This is a genomic window from Pseudomonas sp. S31 (assembly GCF_016648105.1).
In the GTDB taxonomy this organism is placed as follows: Bacteria; Pseudomonadota; Gammaproteobacteria; order Pseudomonadales; family Pseudomonadaceae; genus Aquipseudomonas.
The window spans coordinates 1-18,815 of record NZ_JACVVE010000037.1 but is presented as its reverse complement, the minus strand read 5'-3'; the positions used below and the strand labels follow the sequence as shown (position 1 = coordinate 18,815).

14 protein-coding genes are annotated in these 18,815 nt (G+C 62.6%); 5 read left to right on the top strand and 9 right to left on the bottom strand.

Annotated elements, in window-relative coordinates; all coding sequences use genetic code 11:
• The 4 genes from IAE37_RS22555 to IAE37_RS22540 all read right to left on the bottom strand — a co-directional run bounded on the left by IAE37_RS22555 (position 1) and on the right by IAE37_RS22540 (position 8,854).
• Positions 1 to 2,487 (bottom strand): RHS repeat-associated core domain-containing protein, encoded by a 2,487-nt coding sequence (locus IAE37_RS22555; RefSeq protein ID WP_201177128.1) that lies wholly within the window; start codon positions 2,485 to 2,487, stop codon positions 1 to 3.
• Positions 2,484 to 5,111 carry an RHS repeat protein gene (locus IAE37_RS22550; protein WP_201177124.1) on the bottom strand — a complete coding sequence of 876 codons (2,628 nt, stop codon included), beginning with the start codon at positions 5,109 to 5,111 and terminating at the stop codon, positions 2,484 to 2,486. The genes IAE37_RS22555 and IAE37_RS22550 overlap by 4 nt, the downstream gene beginning before the upstream one ends.
• 112 nt (positions 5,112 to 5,223) lie before the next feature.
• Entirely contained in the window at positions 5,224 to 7,155 is a 1,932-nt protein-coding gene (locus tag IAE37_RS22545) for a hypothetical protein (protein ID WP_201177122.1), read from the bottom strand.
• Positions 7,156 to 7,330: 175 nt separating this feature from the next.
• Complete coding sequence (locus IAE37_RS22540; protein WP_051098439.1) at positions 7,331 to 8,854, bottom strand: fumarate hydratase; 1,524 nt, start codon at positions 8,852 to 8,854, stop codon at positions 7,331 to 7,333.
• Positions 8,855 to 9,136: 282 nt separating this feature from the next.
• Here IAE37_RS22540 and IAE37_RS22535 point away from each other — a divergent pair, with 282 nt between their 5' ends.
• Positions 9,137 to 10,057: an iron-sulfur-binding ferredoxin reductase gene (locus IAE37_RS22535; RefSeq protein WP_201177120.1), complete on the top strand. Its 921-nt coding sequence runs from the start codon at positions 9,137 to 9,139 to the stop codon at positions 10,055 to 10,057.
• 136 nt (positions 10,058 to 10,193) lie between these two features.
• On the opposite strand, the gene pyk is transcribed toward IAE37_RS22535, so the two are convergent.
• Positions 10,194 to 11,648 (bottom strand): pyruvate kinase, encoded by a 1,455-nt coding sequence (pyk, locus tag IAE37_RS22530; RefSeq protein WP_201177118.1) that lies wholly within the window; start codon positions 11,646 to 11,648, stop codon positions 10,194 to 10,196.
• 180 nt (positions 11,649 to 11,828) lie between these two features.
• Between pyk and IAE37_RS22525 the strand changes: the two genes are divergently transcribed.
• The 3 genes from IAE37_RS22525 to sbcB all read left to right on the top strand — a co-directional run bounded on the left by IAE37_RS22525 (position 11,829) and on the right by sbcB (position 14,181).
• The gene (locus IAE37_RS22525) at positions 11,829 to 12,215 is read left to right on the top strand and encodes a tetratricopeptide repeat protein (protein WP_201177116.1); all 387 of its coding nucleotides are present in this window, start codon (positions 11,829 to 11,831) and stop codon (positions 12,213 to 12,215) included.
• A 123-nt stretch (positions 12,216 to 12,338) separates the two neighbouring features.
• Positions 12,339 to 12,698: a PilZ domain-containing protein gene (locus IAE37_RS22520; protein ID WP_201177178.1), complete on the top strand. Its 360-nt coding sequence runs from the start codon at positions 12,339 to 12,341 to the stop codon at positions 12,696 to 12,698.
• 46 nt (positions 12,699 to 12,744) lie between these two features.
• Positions 12,745 to 14,181 (top strand): exodeoxyribonuclease I, encoded by a 1,437-nt coding sequence (sbcB, locus tag IAE37_RS22515; protein WP_201177114.1) that lies wholly within the window; start codon positions 12,745 to 12,747, stop codon positions 14,179 to 14,181.
• A 92-nt stretch (positions 14,182 to 14,273) separates the two neighbouring features.
• Here the strand turns inward: sbcB and mvaT are convergent, their stop codons facing one another.
• A complete protein-coding gene (gene mvaT, locus IAE37_RS22510; RefSeq protein ID WP_201177112.1) occupies positions 14,274 to 14,651 on the bottom strand; it encodes a histone-like nucleoid-structuring protein MvaT in 378 nt (125 codons plus the stop codon).
• Positions 14,652 to 14,947: 296 nt separating this feature from the next.
• Between mvaT and purU the strand changes: the two genes are divergently transcribed.
• Positions 14,948 to 15,799: a formyltetrahydrofolate deformylase gene (gene purU / locus IAE37_RS22505; RefSeq protein ID WP_201177111.1), complete on the top strand. Its 852-nt coding sequence runs from the start codon at positions 14,948 to 14,950 to the stop codon at positions 15,797 to 15,799.
• Between the two features lies 1 nt (position 15,800).
• On the opposite strand, the gene IAE37_RS22500 is transcribed toward purU, so the two are convergent.
• The 3 genes from IAE37_RS22500 to IAE37_RS22490 are packed head-to-tail and all read right to left on the bottom strand — an operon-like array spanning position 15,801 to position 18,668.
• Positions 15,801 to 16,793 carry a lysylphosphatidylglycerol synthase transmembrane domain-containing protein gene (locus IAE37_RS22500; protein ID WP_201177110.1) on the bottom strand — a complete coding sequence of 331 codons (993 nt, stop codon included), beginning with the start codon at positions 16,791 to 16,793 and terminating at the stop codon, positions 15,801 to 15,803.
• Positions 16,790 to 17,554: a DUF2334 domain-containing protein gene (locus IAE37_RS22495; RefSeq protein ID WP_201177109.1), complete on the bottom strand. Its 765-nt coding sequence runs from the start codon at positions 17,552 to 17,554 to the stop codon at positions 16,790 to 16,792. The genes IAE37_RS22500 and IAE37_RS22495 overlap by 4 nt, the downstream gene beginning before the upstream one ends.
• Positions 17,547 to 18,668: a glycosyltransferase family 4 protein gene (locus IAE37_RS22490; protein ID WP_201177108.1), complete on the bottom strand. Its 1,122-nt coding sequence runs from the start codon at positions 18,666 to 18,668 to the stop codon at positions 17,547 to 17,549. Before IAE37_RS22490 ends, IAE37_RS22495 begins: the two co-directional genes overlap by 8 nt.
• Positions 18,669 to 18,815 lie beyond the last annotated feature (147 nt).

Genomic DNA, 18,815 nt, shown 5'->3' with positions numbered 1-18,815 from the left:
TCAGGCAACGAAGGACCGCGGCACGAATATCCTTGATTGAGCGGGAACCGCTTGGGCACTTCGCCCAGAAATAAGATCCAGAACGCTTCGCGGTCCTGCCTGCAGTGGGATGTTCAAAGCACCATTGGGTGCTACAAGGCTCATGGACTCCATGGGGCTGTTGACGAAAATCGCTTGTTTGAAGGCGGTGACCGGGCGGTTTGTTACATCTGCAACGATTTGTGCAGCCCCTGACTCTGCGGCGTGACAGGCTATCAGGGTGAAGGGTTCGCCCTCAGGTCGATTGGCGTCCAGCCAAGCTTTGGCTCTGTATCCTACTTTTTGTGGTTTGACCATCGCGCCGGTGGTATCCATCAAAAGTCCGGTGGTCGACCCATGCGTTTCGAATGCGGCAGTACCGCCACCGAGATAGTTGGGGTGGAACGCGACATCCGCTGAACCGCCGCCTTTCGAGTACAGCGTTACTGGTGCTGAAACTTTGTTTGGCGCAATGAGATTGTTCGAGATGTTGCCGGGAAGCCCTGGTTTCGCCACAGCCGTTGTTTTGCTTGACTTAACGGCTGCCCTTCCTATTGCACGTGCTTTCGTCGCCAAAGCAGTAGCTGCTTTAGGCGCGATCTCCAACGCGCTACCTGCCAAGCCAGTTCCCAATGAGATCCACCCCAGGATACCCGCGGCTTTCGAGTCCTTGTCGACTGCCCCGAGCGTTGTCGAAGCGATACCGGTGCCCAATGAAACAGCGCCCAGCGTTGCCCCGGTGATGGCCGCAGCACCACTGGCTGTCAATGCGCCAAGCCCGCTGGCGGCCACTGCGGCGAAAGCCGGCGCCGCTGCGCCAAAGCTGGCGACCGTGGCGACGGCGCCAAGCACGATGCCGATCCCGGTCACCAACCACTTCCACCAGGAGTGGCCGTCGGGGTCGACGCGGTTGACCGGATCACCTCCACAGTACGCGTAGGTATTCAACCCCCCACGGCCGAACGGGCTTTCGCTGTCGGGGGCGAGGAAGATCATCAGCAGTGGATCGTAGGGGCGATAGCCGGCGGGAATGTACCAGCCGGTCAGCGGCTCGCGGCGCTCGCCGGTAAATCCAAACGGGTTGTCCGCCTTGCCTGACGTGCCCGGCTCAGCGCCATGGGCGGTGTAGTGGCGGTTGCGCACGGCGTTATCGGCCTCGACACGCACGCTGCCCTGGGCATCGCAGCCCAGCAAGGTGACGTTGCCTTGGCGCACGCCCGCGCTGAGGCGGTCGAGGGCAAACAGCTGGCCAGCATCGGCGGCCAAGCGTATGACTTCATCGCCGCGTTGCTCATGGGTCAACTGGCCTGCACTGTGGAAACTGCGGCTCAGCACATTATCGACGCGCCGATCGCTCAGGTTGCCGCTGGGGTCATACGCATATTCGCAGACTCGGCCTTGGTAGGCGACGCGCGTGACCCGGTCCTGGGTATCCCAGGTCAGCGTGCGCCCGAGGCTGTCGGCACACAATCGACCACAGGCGTCGTAGTGTAGGGCGATGATGGCGGGCCAGGCAGGGTGGGTGTGGGTAATACGGCTGACCTGGCAGGGATCTTCGATGTTGTCGTAGTGATATTCGGACTCATCGCGACGCCCATCGGCAAACGTCGTCAGGATCTTTTCGTAGCCGTCGAGCACATTGAAAACGAAGTGTTGCTCGACCACGCGGTTGCCGAAGGGGTCCTCAGGCGCTACGGCAGGGTCGGCGCGATAGTGGATCAAACGGCCACGCAGGTCGTAGCCGAAGTGCTCGCTGCCCTCCCGCTCGTCGTCTTGCCAGCGGCGGGTCACGACCTGGTCGAGGTCGTTGTAGGTCAAGGTCTGGGTTTGCCTGCGGGTCACTTCGGCGAGCGTGGCGACGAAGGTACGGCTCTGCTCACGTCCAAGGCTGTCGTAGGTGAGTGTTTGCAGCAGTCGGTTGCCGCTGGCCGGGTCGAGGGTGCTGTAGCTGAGCGGTCGCGAGAACGCGTCGTAGCCGATAGTGCAGGTCACGTCGCCGACAACCACCTGGCGCAGCCGCCCGAAGGTGTCCAGGTGGCGTTCATGGTTCACCTGGTTGGCATCCTCGAAACCCAGGAGCAGGCCGCCGAGGCTGTGGCGCCAGGTGGTGGTGTGATCGGCGCCGTTGACGGACCAGACGTCGGTGCGGGGCTTGCCGCTGGGGCCGTAGATCATGTGCTGAGTGCCAAGGGCGCCGGTGGCGGAGCTTATTTGCGCGAGCCCCGGGTCGTAGGTGAAGTCATTGGCGGGTTCGCCATCCGCTTGGATGCGTTGCAGCAGGTTGTCCAGTGCGGCGATGTAAGCAAATCGGACACAGCTGCCATCGGCCAGGGTATTGGCGCTGGGTGGCAGTTGTCCGGCCAGATAGTGGTGGAGGGTGGTACGTCCGCCAGTACTCACACTGAGCTGGCGGCCCAGGCCGTCGAAGCTTTGACGACCGAGCAGGTGATAAAGCGATAGGTCAGTCATACGTAGGGCTCGGAATGTTGCAGGCTGATGGAGGTCGGGTGAGGGCCATCGCTGTGGGCGGCGTAGGTCGTGACGATATGTGTGCCATCCTCGCGGGTCAGGCGTTCGACACGGCCATAGGCGTCGTAGCGACGTCGAGTGATGCGCGGCGCTGCTGGCTGGTCGCTGGTCAACACACGCTCTTCGATGATGCGGTCCAGGCCATCACGCACCCAGTGCGTGGTACGGACCAGGCGTGCCTGCTGATCGAAAAGATCCTGGCAAACCGGGCTGCCCGCGACATTGACCATGGCCACCTGCTTCGCGCTGGTCTGGCCTGATGGGCTCTGTTGCCAACTTTCGGTCCGCATGGCGGTCGGGTCCTGGCGAGTGATCGTCAACAGGCCAGTGGGTGCGCTGTGGGTTTGGGTATGGCCCGAGGCGTCGTACGAGGTAGTGCTGGTCAGTTCGAGTGGTTGGGCTTGGCCTGGGAACCAGTCCCACGCGGTACTGGCAGTCGTGCGCCCCAGTGCATCGAAATGGGTACAGCCGACGATGCGGAACGTGCTGGCTGTATCGTCGCGATCCTCCAGTTGCACCGCCACCGCACGGCCCGCGCCATCGAGCCAGGTCCGTTTGCGGTGGCCGGTGGCGTCAGTCTCCTCCAGGCAGGCGCGTGGGCGGAACCCCCGTGTGAGTTCAGGGGCATTGGCGTGTATGAAGGCATCGTCCAGGTGATAGGCACAGCTGCGGCTGGCTTGGTACTCGCTGTCTGCTGCCAGTACGGTGCGGACGATGCGACCCAGCAGGTCATAGTAGTAAGCGGTGCGACTACCCGCAGTGCTTTCTTCCCACGCAGTCAGGCCGCTCAGGGAGCAGCGTGCCAGCTGGCTGCTGGAGCGGTTGACTGCGTCGCCTTCGAAGCCCTGGACCACGGTGGTGGTGCACAGCAGACCGTGCTCCAGTCGATGATGGTATTCGGTGGTGGTGGTGATGTCGTTCAAGGTGGTGCTGGCGCGGATCAACTCACCGTAATGCGCACCGACAGTGCGCTCGTAGGCCTGGACAGTACACTCGAGCTGTTTGCCGGCCGACAGATCGTGAAGTGTTTCGCTGATGACCACGGCATGCGCAGGATCATTGGCGATGATCGATGGCAGGAGTTCGTAGCGATAGCAGGTACGCAGGGTTGGCGCCCCACCGTGAGTGCCGTCGGGCAGCGTTGCGGGCGTGACGGTTTTGCTGGCCATGTAGCGGACCATGCCGCTGCTGTCCGGTGGACACTCGTCCCCCAGGCCTTTTGCGGGGAAATACGAATACTCTTCGCGCACGCCAGTGGGGAATGTCGTCGACAGCATGTTGCCGTAGTCATCATAGGTGTAGGCCGTGGTTTCAGTCCGAGCCTCGCCGCTATCCAATTGCCGGTAGGTGACAGTGACCGAGTGCGGCAGCTGGCTTGCCGCATTCTGCTGCTCCCAGGTTTTGTCAGGATCGATGCCATAGGTGTTTACCGTCTCCATCTCGAAGCGTCCTCGGACCGTGGTCTCTCGGGTCAGCAGGTGGAACCGATCCCATTGACGGGTGATGGTGGCGAGGGTCTGGCCCTGGTGGTCAGTTTGAGTTTCGATGACGCTGTAGCGATAGTCCTTGTTCACCTGGTACAGGTTGTCGCGGCCGGTCACCCAATCGAACCTGCCGATGCTGCCATAGCCCAGGAAGTTGGTCTGGCCGACCCAGCGGTAGGTGCGGTGCAGCACGGCCTGGGAGGCGCCAGTGCCGTGCGTCCAGCCGGTCACGCGTGGCAAGTATTCGAATGGGCCGCCTTGAGGAACCCGATGTGCCTGGCGGCTGGACCAGTGGACGGTATCGGTAGCGCCCAACGGCCCCTCGACCGACCGAGGGAATAGCAATTGCGTGTGGTTGCCGACGCCCAGTTGTCGGTAGGCGAAGGTGAAGGGTTTGTCGATCAGCGGCACCTGCACGCTGCTCAGGCGTTGGTTGCTGGTTCTGAAGCGCACCGTGCTGGGACGATCGTCCGGGTCGAGTCGAACCTGCACGTCGCCCGCGCTGCGCTCGAACCGGACCAGGGTACGCCGTTCGTCCCTGATCTCGGCGAGGAAGTCCGACTGTCGGCTGGAGCGCCATTGCAGGTGCAGGCGGCGGCCTTCCGGCGAACGCAATTCAGTCAACACGTAGCGGTTGCTGCGACCGGCTTGCGTGAGAATCTCGGTTTCGCCGTTCTTGTGGTAGATACGATATTGGCGAGCGTTCAGGCGGGTCACCTGCATGGCCTTGAGTTTGTAGTCGTGGAAGGCCAAGGTACCGCCGTTGGACCAGTCGGACTTTCTGTTATCAACTGCGAAAGTCTCACCTGTGCGCAGTTGCAAGGATGAGGCGACCTGGTTCACGACCAGGCGGGTCATCAGCAGCGACCAGCCCAGCCCATAACCCAGGTTGCTTTGCGAGGCCAGTGAACTGAACGCCCAGCTCAGCTGCAGGGCAGGGCCGGCCAGGTTATTGGCCAGTAGCGAGGGAAGACTGATGCTCAGGTCGAACTGTCCGGTTCGGTCGTTGACCGCAGATTGGACAACGCCAAGAAAGTTGTTCGCCTGAGAATGGATTTCAGCAGGGTTTGAGGACGTCATGGTTGAATTCACCGGATGTTTTTTGATTGCCCACTGCCTGGCAACCGCCCCGGACCCGAAGGTCGCGGAACGGTTGACGCATCAAGATGGAGTCAAAACCAGAAAGAAGTGATCAACTTTCGTCTCGGTCGGAGACTTTAAGCCGGTTGCCGCCATCAATGGGGTTCAGCCAAAGCGGATGGCGGTTACCGAATTGGTCGACGTAGGTAACTTTGGTCGAGCCGTTTCGTTTCGGCGACGGTGGTCCCAGGCGGGTGCGCAGGCGAACGGCATGGGCGACGCCTCGCGGGGTATTGATCGGAAACTCGATTCTTCGATTGGTGATGGTCAAGTACGGGTAGATGATTTCCCGGGTCTCATTCACTTCATAAGCGGCTTGTTGATAAAAGCCACGAGACTCACGACGGTAATGCCAGTCGTTTCGGTGAGAGGGTGTGTGCTCACTGGAGCGGATCTGATAACTAGGGTCGGTGAACCTGAGTTCGTAACGGTCGAGGTCCCAGTTGTCGCCGTTTTTCAAATCGACCCTTTCCACGCTGAAACGGTCGGCCCTGAACGTATAGTCCTGGGAAATCCCGTGCAATGACGCAGAACTGTTTGAGCGACCATTGGAAACATCGCCGCCAGGGGCGGTCGCGCGATCATTGGTGCGGTACGTCCGACCGCCATAGGTGAGCCTGGCGCCAAGTTTGATCGTCCCGACGGCCTTGGTGGAAAGGTAGAACGTCTTGCTGCTTCCTTGCCCCGGGAAGTTGGCGCTACGCGAGGTAAAGTTGGAGGGGTGATAGTCGAATCTGGGGTTTCTGTCCGTGGCAATACTGTACTGGCTGGATGACAGGCGGGCACCGGTGTTGTAATCGATGAATTCGACCTGCTGAAAAATTTCATCAGGCACCTCGATTATCTCACCGCGACTGTTACGAGCGCGCAGTAATACGGTGATCGGCGTCTGCTGATAGCCGTTTGCGTAGAGCGTGCATGGGGTGTTGTCCTGATCTCTGTTCAGGCCGCGTATCTGGAAGAAATCCAGGGTGCCCCCCGATATGGACCTCGCCCTCATAGCTTGCCGGGTGGTGACCCGCAGATCGACGCGTTGTGTGCCTTCGAAGCCGATATCGAGATAGTGGGAGTTACCGTGCCGGTCCACAGCGTGCAGCGTGCAGGGCCCTTCTCGGTCTGGCGCTCCCGAGCGGTACGGAATATTGTGATCGCCTTGGGCCAATACCACGACCTGGCGGTCGGAAACATATGCGACATGGTGCAGTTTTCGATTCTCGACAAAGTCACCTTGTAAGCCAAGCGTTTCATCGTAGTGCACCTGTGTGTCGCCCGGCAGGGCGATGCCAACGTGGGTGGCAAAGTGCTCGCCAAAGGCCCGCTCATGCCAGCGAATCATGCCGCGCCTGTCGTTTCTCAAGAACTCGGCATAGGCAAAACCAACAGTGCGTGGCGACAATGCCCATTCATGAATGAAGGTGCCACTGGCAACCGAACCCTCATCGCGCACCTGTTCGAATATATAGTCTTGGGGGAAAGACGAAGTCGGTGCGGCCATAGCCGTCAGTTTAAGGGAAGAGTCGAACGGGATGCTGTCCGTATAGTAATGGACGCCCGGTGAGTGGGTGATTCGGGCGCGCAGGTCCAGTTGGCTCCCCGCTGTGGCACGGCTCGACACGTAAAAGGAAACTGTCTTCGGCGCATCGAATGACAGGCGAGCGACGGCGGATGTGTCTGTGAACGCCCTGGTCAATGTCGGGTAGTGGTCGAATCGAGGGTCATGGTCTTTCGAATAGAACCACGCCTGGTTGGGGTCGGTCGAAAGCGGCGTATAGCTACCGTCCGCTTGTTTCACGACCAAGGTAATACTATCGAGTTGCTCAGGCGTGATCGCCAGGCCGGTATGTTCATTGGCTTGGACTTCGACGTTCACTTTGATTTGTTGCCGGCCATTATTGAAAGCCAGCGGCGCCGACGACCCCAGTGTCACTTCGAAATCCCACAGCCACGCATTCACGGAGCTGGGAAGAGTTGGTACATCGTTCATCGCGTTCACCTAGCGGTACTGAATAGAAAGGCCACGGTAAACAACCGGCCATTCGGGGAGTACTGGCAGACCCGCTAGGGAAGTGATCGCAGAAGGGGAGTATTTCCTCGTGAATTATTGCTTATCGCCAATATGAAAAACCCGGCTTGCGCCGGGTTTTTCATGTGCATGATGCTTACTTGACTTCGACCGCCAGGCTCTCGGCAATCTTGCTCTGCCACAGGGCCGGCCCGGTGATGTGCACCGACTCGCCATTGCTGTCGACCGCGACGGTGACCGGCATGTCCTTGACCTCGAACTCGTAGATCGCTTCCATGCCCAGTTCGGCGAAGGCCAGGACCTTCGACTTGCGAATGGCCTGGGCCACCAGGTAGGCGGCGCCGCCGACGGCCATCAGGTACACGGCCTTGTTGTCCTTGATCGCCTCGATGGCGGTCGGGCCACGTTCGGACTTGCCGATCATGCCCAGCAGGCCGGTCTGCTCGAGGATCTGGCGGGTGAACTTGTCCATGCGGGTCGCGGTGGTCGGGCCGGCTGGGCCGACCACTTCGTCACCGACCGGGTCGACCGGACCGACGTAGTAGATGAAGCGGCCCTTGAGGTCGACCGGCAGCTCTTCGCCGCGGTTGAGCATCTCGACCATGCGCTTGTGCGCGGCGTCGCGACCGGTGAGCATCTTGCCGTTGAGCAGGATGGTCTCGCCCGGCTTCCAGCTGGCGACTTCTTCCGGGGTGATGTCGTCGAGGTTGACGCGACGGGCGCTCGGGCCGGCTTCCCAGACGATTTCCGGATAGGCGTCCAGCGACGGCGCTTCCAGCTCGGCAGGGCCGGAGCCGTCGAGCACGAAGTGGGCGTGGCGGGTGGCGGCGCAGTTCGGGATCATGCACACAGGCAGCGAGGCGGCGTGGGTCGGGTAGTCCATGATCTTGACGTCGAGCACGGTGGTCAGGCCGCCCAGGCCCTGGGCGCCGATGCCCAGCTGGTTGACCTTCTCGAACAGCTCCAGGCGGATTTCCTCGAGGCGGTTCTGCGGGCCACGGGCTTTCAGCTCATGAATGTCGATGGACTCCATCAACACTTCCTTGGCCATCACCGCGGCCTTCTCGGCGGTACCGCCGATGCCGATGCCGAGCATGCCAGGCGGGCACCAGCCAGCGCCCATGGTCGGGACGGTCTTGAGCACCCAGTCGACGATCGAGTCGGAAGGGTTGAGCATGGCCATCTTCGACTTGTTCTCCGAGCCGCCGCCCTTGGCTGCGACATCGACCTCGACCTTGTCGCCGGGGACGATGGAGTAGTGGATGACCGCCGGGGTGTTGTCCTTGGTGTTCTTGCGAGCACCGGCCGGGTCGGCCAGGATCGAGGCGCGCAGGACGTTCTCGGGCAGGTTGTAGGCGCGACGCACACCTTCGTTGATCATGTCGTCGACGCTCAGGGTGGCGCCGTCCCAGCGCACGTCCATGCCCACGCGCACGAACACGGTGACGATACCGGTATCCTGGCAGATCGGGCGGTGGCCGGTGGCGCACATGCGCGAGTTGATCAGGATCTGGGCGATCGAGTCGCGTGCAGCAGGCGATTCTTCACGCAGGTAGGCTTCGTGCATCGCCTGGATGAAGTCGACGGGGTGGTAGTACGAGATGAATTGCAGGGCGTCGGCGACGCTCTGAATCAGGTCGTCTTGCTTGATCACGGTCATGCAGCGCGCTCCTCTTAAAGACGGGAACATTCAAAAAGACGCTCGACGGTGCCGACCAGCGTGTCGAAACGCCTTGCAAGGCGTCGGCAGGTCAGGCCGACTTAAATAAAAAGGCGCGGCAGTATAGCGCGGCTCAACGAGCGAAACACCTGCGTGTGATCAGGACCATGGTCGGGCGGGGAGCGGGCATCCTTTTTGCTGGCAGGTTACGCGTCAGGCCGTAGAATCGTTTGGCGCGCTGAGTGCCCCCGCTCACATCACTCATAGGGAGAACCCTCGACAATGCCCGAACTCTGCGTGGGCGAGCGCCGCTGGACGGTGCCGGCCGGCAGCAACCTGCTCGATGCCCTGAATGCGGCAGGCCTGAACGTGCCTTATAGCTGCCGTGCCGGCAGCTGCCATGCCTGCCTGGTGCGCTGCGAAGCCGGTCAGCCGGTGGACGCCCTGCCCGAGGCCCTGGCCTTGGACAAGCATGCCCAGGGCTGGCGCCTGGCCTGCCAGTGCCGGGTGGTCGAGGATCTGCGTGTGGCGGTATTCGACCCCCTGCACGATGGCGTGCCGGCCCAGGTCAGTGCGGTGGACTGGTTCGGTGAGGTGTTGCGCCTGCGCCTGCGGCCGGAGCGCGCCTTGCGCTACCAGGCCGGGCAGCATGTGGTGCTGTGGCTGGGCGAGGTGGCACGTCCCTATTCGTTGGCCAGCTTGCCGGGCGAGGACGATTTTCTCGAGTTTCACATCGACTGCCAGCGACCCGGTGCCTTTTGCGACCAGGTGCGCGGGGTAGAGGTGGGCGACGTGTTGCGCCTGGGGGAACTACGCGGCGGGGCCCTGCATTACGACGCGGATTGGCAGGAGCGGCCGCTCTGGTTGCTGGCGGCGGGCACCGGGCTGGCGCCATTGTGGGGCATCCTGCGCGAGGCCTTGCGCCAAGGGCATCGAGGGGAAATCAAGGTGTTGCACGTGGCGCGCGAGCGGGCAGGGCACTACCTCGCCGAGCCGTTGCAGGCGCTGGCGGGGGTTACAGTGGAACTGGTACTGGCCGACCAGTTGGAGGAGGCGCTGGCGCAGTTGCGGCCGTCATCGCGGCAGACGGTGGCGCTGCTGTGTGGGGCGCCGGGGAGTGTCGGGCGGTTCGCGCGGCGGCTGTTCATTGCCGGCGTGCCGCGGGGGCAGGTGTTTGCCGATGTGTTCGTCGAGCATGCCTGAATCAAGAGGGGAGGGCTTTGCCCTCCATTCGCGGCACAAGGCCGCTCCTACAGGTACAGCGCAAGCCTGAGGGGCCGCGTCAGTCCTGTAGGAGCGGCCTTGCGCCGCGAAAGGGCCGCAAAGCGGCCCGGGCTCATCAACCGACCAGCGGATCACCCACGTGCAGGATCTTCATGCCGTTGGTACCACCGATGGTGTGGTAGCTGTCGCCTTTGGTCAGGATCACCCAGTCGCCTTGCTCGACCAGCCCGCGCTTGAGCAACTCGTCGACCGCTGCCTGGCTGACCTTGTCGGCCGGCAGCGAAGCCGGGTCGAAGGCAATCGGGTAGACGCCGCGGAACATGTTGGCACGTGCCTGGGTGGCGCGGTGCGGCGACAGCGCGAAGATCGGTACGTGCGAGCGCAGGCGCGACATGATCAGCGGGGTATAGCCACTTTCGGTCAGGGCGATGATCGCCTTCACGCCTGGGAAGTGGTTGGCGGTGTACATCGCCGCCAGGGCGATGCTTTCGTCGCAGCGCTCGAAGGTGGTGTGCAGACGGTGGCTGGACTTCTGGCTGGTCGGGTGCTTCTCGGCACCCAGGCAGATACGGGCCATGGCCTGGACCGCTTCGATCGGGTAGGCACCGGCGGCGCTTTCGGCCGACAGCATCACCGCGTCGGTGTTGTCCAGCACGGCGTTGGCCACGTCGGACACTTCGGCACGGGTCGGCATCGGGTTCTGGATCATCGACTCCATCATCTGGGTCGCCACGATCACCGCCTTGTTGTTGCGGCGGGCGTGCTGGATGATCTTCTTCTGGATGGCGATCAGCTCGGCATCGCCGATTTCCACACCCAGGTCGCCACGGGCGACCATCACCGCGTCGGAGGCGGCGATCAGTTGGTCGAGGGTCTCGTCGTCGGCCACGGCCTCGGCACGTTCGATCTTGGCCACCAGCCAGGCGCTGCCGCCGGCTTCGTCGCGCAGTTTGCGGGCGTATTCCATGTCGCTGGCGTCACGCGGGAACGAAACGGCCAGGTAGTCCAGGTCCATTTCCGCGGCCAGCTTGATGTCGGCCTTGTCTTTCTCGGTCAGGGCCGGAGCGGTCAGGCCGCCACCTTTGCGGTTGATGCCCTTGTGGTCCGACAGCGGGCCTCCGATGATCACCACGCAGTGCAGGGCATCGGCGGTGGCGGTTTCGACGCGCATGACCACGCGGCCATCGTCGAGCAGCAGTTCGTCACCGACGCCGCAGTCCTTGACCAGGTCCGGGTAGTCGATACCGACGATGTCCTGGTTGCCTTCGGTCAGCGGGTGCGCGGTGGAGAAGGTGAATTTGTCACCGACTTTCAGTTCGATGCGCTTGTTGCCGAATTTGGCGATGCGGATCTTCGGACCCTGCAGATCGCCCAGCAATGCGACATGGCGGCCGTTCTTGGCGGCGATGTCACGGATCAGGCGCGCACGCGCCTTGTGCTCGTCCGGGGTGCCGTGGGAGAAGTTCAGGCGTGCCACGTCCAGGCCGGCGAGGATCAGTTGCTCGATCACTTCCGGCGAGTTGCTGGCGGGGCCAAGGGTGGCGACGATTTTGGTACGGCGGATGGTCATGCACAGACTCCTATAGTGAAGCGCAGCGAAAGGCTACTCCTGAATCGCGCTGTAGTCATTGTTCCGTTGCACTACCTGTGAACGGCGCAGGGTGGCGTTTGAACGGCCGGGGTATCCTTGCAAAACGCTGTGAAGATTTGTCGGCAAAGGCCGATACCCTGGCATCAAAGGAGATTTCCCATGCGAGCCCTGATTGTTTTGGCACTGGCGGTCAGCACCGTCGGCTGCACCCGCTGGTCCATGGACCACCACTTGAACAACGCCTACCGCGCCTACGACCGTGGTGACTGCCAGCGGGTGATGCTGGAACTGTCGCAGGTCGATCGCACCAGCCGCGCGCGCCCGTTCATCCACCCCGAGGTGTCGCTGTTGCGCGGCCAGTGCCTGGAGCGCCAGAAGCTCTACGTCGATGCGGCCAAGACCTACGAGTACCTAATGCAGCAGTACCCGCACAACGAATATGCCTACCGCGCCCAGGCGCGCCTGCAGACCCTGGAGAAGCTCGGGCACTACCGCCGTGGCGAACCTGCCGTGGCCAGCCCGGTGACGACCTCGCCTTGGCGTTAACACCAAGGTGTCTTTTATTTAATGGGATTTGCCATCCAGCCTGGAGTAACCTGTAAGCCAGATGTAACGACAACCGCCAGTTCCTCGTATTCCTGGCATCGGATACGGACTGCACTTGTGATCATGTTCATCCAACGCCATATCGAACGACACCAGCTCCCTTGCGTGCTCAAGGTGTACAACCGCTTCACCGATCAGCCGATCGGCCAGTTGGGTAATGCCTCCGAGGACGGGTTGATGCTGATCAGCCAGTTGCCGGTGCTGGTGGGCCCGGACTACGAGCTGCAGTTGCGTCTGCCGCTGCCCGGCGGCGGCCTGCAATTGGTCGACCTCACCGCCAGTTGCCTGTGGTGCCGCGAAGACCAGACCCCCGGCCATTACGATTCCGGCTTCATGCTGTTGCACGCGCCGCGCGAGTACGAGGATTTCGTCCGCTCGCTGCGCGACTATTTCAGTTTCAAGCCGGCCAACGCTTCCGCCTGAAAGTCCGTGGGTTAGAATCGGGGCGACCTCGATACAGGACGACCCCGTGAGCTCCAGCATTTTCTGGCACGACTACGAAACCACCGGCATCAACCCGCGCTGTGATCGCCCCTTGCAGGTGGCCGGCGTGCGCACCGATCTCGAGTTGAACGAGATCGAAGCGCCGATCAACTTCTATTGCCAGCCTTCCGACGACATCCTGCCGCACCCTATGGCTTGCCTGGTCACCGGCATCACCCCGGCGCAACTGGCCAACCAGGGCCTGTGTGAAGCCGAATTCATGACCCGGGTACACGCCGAACTGGCGCGCCCCGGTACCTGCGCAGCGGGCTACAACACCCTGCGCTTCGACGACGAAGTCACCCGCTACAGCCTCTACCGCAACTTCTTCGACCCCTATGCCCGTGAATGGCAAGGCGGCAACAGCCGCTGGGACCTGATCGACGTGGTGCGTACCGCCTACGCGCTGCGCCCCGACGGCATCAACTGGCCGCAACAGGACGGACGCACCAGCCTGCGCCTGGAGCTGCTCAGCCAGGCCAACGGCATCGAACACGGCCACGCCCACGAAGCACTTTCCGACGTGCGTGCGACCATTGCCCTGGCCCGGCTGATTCGCCAGCGCCAACCGAAATTGTATGACTGGTTGTTCCAATTGCGCAGTAAGCACAAAGTCATGGAGCAGGTGCGCTTGTTGCAGCCGCTGGTACATATATCCGGACGGTTTTCCGCGGCGCGTCATTATCTGGGCGTGGTGTTGCCACTGGCCTGGCACCCGCGTAACCGCAATGCATTGATTGTCTGTGACCTGCAGCAGGAAACCTTACCCTTGTTGCGGGAAAGTGCCGAAGTGCTGCGCAAGCGGTTGTACACGCGGCGCGAAGACTTGGCCGAAGGTGAATTACCGGTACCGCTGAAGTTGGTTCAGATCAACCGGTGCCCGGTACTGGCGCCACTCTCGGTATTGCGTCCAGCCGATCAACAACGTCTTGCCGTGGATATGACATTGTTGCAATCCCGTGGTGAACAGCTGGCCAATCAACAGGCGCAATGGCAAGACAAGCTGGAACACATCTATGGCCCGGAAGCATTCGCGCCCAGCGAGGATCCGGAACAGCAGTTATACGACGGCTTCATTGGCGACCGTGATCGCCGTCTGTGCGAGCAAGTTCGCACACTGGAGCCTGCGCAATTAGGCCATGGGCACTGGATGTTCGATGACCCGCGCCTGCCGGAGTTGTTATTCCGGTATCGGGCTCGCAACTTCCCGGAGACACTCAATGGCGAGGAGCGGCAACGCTGGTTCGCGTTCTGCCAGCAGCGTTTGTCCGACCCGCAGTGGGGGGCGCCGAATACGCTGGGTGATTTCGAGCAGGCCAGGCAGGCCGCCTGGGCCGGTGCCGATGAGGTGGGCCGGCGGATACTGGATGCCTGGCAGGTACATGCCCAGGCATTGCGTGAGCAATTCGCTATTACTGCCTGAATGTAGAAACGACAACGCCGGCATCAGGCCGGCGTTGTCAGGGTGAAGCGGCGAATTGTCGCGGGGCTGTCGATTGCCAGCGTGTTCCGCTATCAGTCCAGCAGGGTTGCCCAGCTTTCAACCACATCGCCACCCCACTTGGCTTTCCACTCTTTCAGGGTCTTGTGGTTGCCGCCTTTGGTTTCGATCACTTCACCGTTGTGCGGGTTCTTGTATTGCTTGACCTTGCGTGCACGCTTGGTGCTGACAGGTTTGCCGGCGCCACGTGGGGCTTTGCTCAGTTTCGATTCCGGGTCGAGCAGGGCAATCACGTCGCGCAGCGACTTGGAGTATTCACCCATCAGCGTGCGCAGTTTGCCTTCGAACTCCAGTTCTTTTTTCAGCTTGTCATCCTGCGACAGGTTGGCCAGGCGGGCCTGAAGTTCCTTGATGGCTTCTTCGGTGGCGCGGTATTCGTTGATCAGGGACATGGAGGGGTCCTTAGTGCGAGTTCGGGAAATGTGAGGCCAATAATAGACAGGCGATACTCGCAAGTAAACCTATAAATAAGCGCTACTCTCTTAATTACTAGGCAACAACATGTTTCCCAGGTTAAGAAAAATTTACTTTCGATCCTACATTTCGTCATGACTCGTAACAGATGCGTGTGTGCGGTCCTGTGGGCACCCTGCACGCTGCGAGCACCGCCGCTCGGCACAATGATTACTGCGCTTTTCACTGCAGGCCGCTAGAATAGGCGCCTTTGCGAAGTTCTGGAGTTTCATTCATGCGCACCTATCGTCTGGTGATCGCCTGCCCCGACCGTGTTGGCATCGTGGCGAAAGTCAGTAATTTCCTGGCCTTGTACAACGGCTGGATCAACGAAGCCAGCCACCACTCGGACGAGCAGAGTGGTTGGTTCTTCATGCGCCATGAAATCCGCGCAGAATCCCTGCCGTTCGGTATCGAGGCCTTCCGTGAAGCCTTCGCGCCGATCGCCGAGGAGTTCTCCATGACCTGGCGCGTCACCGATTCGGCGCAGAAGAAACGTGTGGTCTTGATGGCCAGCCGCGAATCGCACTGCCTGGCCGACCTGCTGCACCGCTGGCACACCGATGAACTGGACTGCGAGATCCCGTGCGTGGTGTCCAACCACAACGACCTGCGCAGCATGGTGGAGTGGCACGGTATTCCATTCTTCCACGTACCGGTCGACCCGAAGGACAAGGCGCCGGCGTTCGCCGAAGTGTCGCGACTGGTCCAGGAGCACGCCGCCGACGTGGTGGTGCTTGCCCGCTACATGCAGATCCTGCCGCCGCAGTTGTGCCAGGACTACGCGGAAAAGGTCATCAACATCCACCACAGCTTCCTGCCGTCGTTCGTCGGCGCCAAGCCCTACCACCAGGCAGCGCTACGCGGCGTGAAGCTGATCGGCGCAACCTGCCACTACGTCACCGAAGAGCTGGATGCCGGCCCGATCATCGAGCAGGACGTGGTGCGCGTGAACCACGCCGACAGCATCGAGGACATGGTGCGCTTTGGCCGTGACGTCGAAAAGATGGTGCTGGCGCGTGGCTTGCGTTATCACCTCGAGGACCGCGTGCTGGTGCACGGCAACAAGACCGTGGTGTTCGACTGATTCAACCCGCCTGACGCCCGCGGCGCTCCAGCAGTGGACGCGCCACCAGGCAGACGAACACCGGCCCACCGGCCAGCAGGTAGAAGTAGTAGGTGACCGCCCGCCAGATCAGGATCGCCGCGGCCGCCGTCGAACTGCCGACCAGGGGCGTCAGCAGGCTGGCCGAGGTCAGCTCGGCCGCTCCCGCCCCGCCTGGTAGCAGACTGAACTGGCCCGCGCTCAATGACAGCATCTGCACCAGGAAGCTGGGAATCCACGACAGTTCTACCCCCAACCCACGCAGAACCAGGTACAGCACGCTGTAGCGCAGGCTCCAGTGTGCGCAGGTGAGGGCGAACACCAAGGCCAGGGTGCGCTTGGGCAGGCGCCAGGTCTGCGCCAGGGCGTGGATGAAGCGCAGCAGCTTGCGCGCCCAGCGGCGCCTGCGCCGTGGCGACATGCCCAGGCGGCGCAACAGTCGACCGTTGAAGCGCATCACGCCATGCCGATAGCGCAGCAGTGCACCGATCATCAGCAGCGCCGAGCACAGCAGCAAGGCACTGCCCAGCAGCATGCCCTGCTGGCTGCGGCCCAGGCTGTGGAACAGGGCATAGCCGGCAATCGCCAGCATGGCGCAGAAGAAGAACAGCAGGTCGTTGAGCTGATCCATGGCGAATACGGCACCGCTGCGTGCGGCGCCGATGCGGTCGCGGGCCAGCAGGGCCATCAGGGTCAGCGGGCCGCCACTGCCGCCCGGGGTGGTGCAGATAGCGAACTCGGTGGCCATCACCACGCCCAGGCTGCGCACCCGGCCAAGCTGCGCCCCATGCTGGCCGAGCAACAGGCGCAGGCGCACGGCGTTGATCACCCAGCACAACAGGATCATGCCCAGCAGGGTTGTCAGCAGGCCGCCGTCGAACGCCTTGAGCCGCGGCAACAGTTCATCGCCGCCGAGCAGGGCCGGCACCGACACCGCGAACAGCAGGGTCAGGCCCAGCCAGCCCAGGCGGTTCATGCACTGGCCTGGCGCTGCAGCCAGGCGGCCTTGGTCAAGGGCTGGCGACCCTGGGCCAGCAAGGCTTCGAGCGTATCGAGCCAGTACTCCCGCGAGCTGCGATGACGCATATCCACCGGGTGCAGGCCCAGCCGTAGGGTGTCGGCCTCGCGCCAGCGTTTGCGCTGCCATTCGCAGAGCGCTCTGGACAACCCGCGCCGCCATGCGCTGCGGGCGCTCCACACCAGGCCGGGCGCCTCGATGGCGGTGAATTCCGGCAAGCGGTAGAGGTGCTGTGGCGTGCTCGTGTAGCGCAGTGGCAGGCGACGCAGAGCCTGGCGCGTGCCTTCGCTCATCAGCCAGGCTGGGGCGACGAAGCCCTGCACCGGCCAGGCGTGCCGTGCGAATACCTCGAGGCCAGCCTCCAGGCGTTGCAGGGCCTGGGCCTGGTCGAGGGCGAAGAACTCGCCTTCGTGGGTGTACACGCGGCGCATGAAGAACTCCGCCGGGGTTCGCGCAGGTGGGCCATCGTCGCTGTGATAGAAACCATGCAAGGCCAGTTCGTCGCCACGCTCCAGTCGCTGTTCCAGGAGCCGGCAAAAGGCCGGGTCGCCGATCAGCGGGTTGCGGTGGTGGAAGTCCGGCACCACCAGCCAGGTCATCGGCACGTTGCCCAAGGCATCGACGGCCTCGACGAAGGGCCGGTAGTCCGCCCAGGTCTCGGGCGCCACGTCGTGCAGCACCAGCATCAGGCTGCGCGGGCCGCTGGCATGCTCAACCATGGGCGCGCACCTGCGGCTGATGGCCGAGCACGGCCTGGTAGTGCAGCAGCAGGCCACTGACCACGTTGTCCCACGAATAATGTTGCTCTACGTGCCGGCGGGCCTGCATGCCCAGCTTGCGCACGCCGGCCTCGAATGTCTCGCGCACGGTCTGAGCCATGGCCTGGGCGTCGTTGGCCCGGCACAGGCGCCCACACTGCTCGTTGACCAGTTCGCCAAAGGCACCGGCGTGTACCGCCACCACTGGCGTGGCACTGGCCATGGCTTCGAGGATCACCAGGCCGAAGGTTTCCTGGTCGCCGGCGTGCAGCAGCAGGTCGGCACTGGCCATCAGCCGCGCCACCTCATGGGGCGGGCAGAAGTGGTCGATGACGCTGACGTTCTCGGGCACTGCGGCGGGCATGTTCGAACCCACCAGCAATAGATGGTAGGGGCGGCCCAGGTGCTTCATGCAGTCGAGCAGCACTGGCAGGTTCTTTTCCCGGGAGCCGCGTCCGGCGTAGATCAGCAGGCGGCTGGTGTCGGGGATGCCAAGCTGGGCGCGCAGATGCGGGTCGCGGTGCTCGGGATGGAAGGTGGCCAGGTCGACGCCCAGGCGCTGTACGTGTACGTCGCGCACGCCCAGGCGGCGCAGCTTGTCGGCCATGACCTGGCTGGGCGCCAGGACCCGGTCGAAGTTGCCGTAGAGCTTGCTGACATAGGCCTCGACGTTGGGCGTGAACCAATTGCCCATGCGGTTGCTCACCAGCAGTGGCAGGTCGGAGTGGTAGAAGCCGATTACCGGCACATCCAGTTGCCGTCGCGCTTCCAGTGCGGCCCAGGCGGTCAGGTAGGGGTCGCCGACCTCGATCAGATCGGGTTGCAACTGGCGCAGCACGTTGCACCAGGGCGCCAGGCGTACCGGGAAGCGATAGCCTTTGCCGAAGGGCAGGGGTGGGGCGGGGACCTGGTACACGCCGTCGTCATGGCTGGCATTGCGGCCAGGGATCAACAGGCTGTGGCGTACGCCCGGGATGGCGTCAAGGCGGTGGTGTTTGGCATCAAGATAAGTACGTACGCCGCCGCTGGCCGGGGCGTAGAACATGGTGATGTCGGCGATGTGCACGATCAGCATCCCTCCAGGATCGTCTTCGGGTCTGTCATCCGGTTGTAATCTGCCGGCGATGACGCACCTAGAAGTTGACCTACCTGAAGGATAGTTTGTTCGATCGGGATTGGGGGGGGAGGGGCTTGGGGGGGGGGGGGGGGTGCGGGGCGGGGG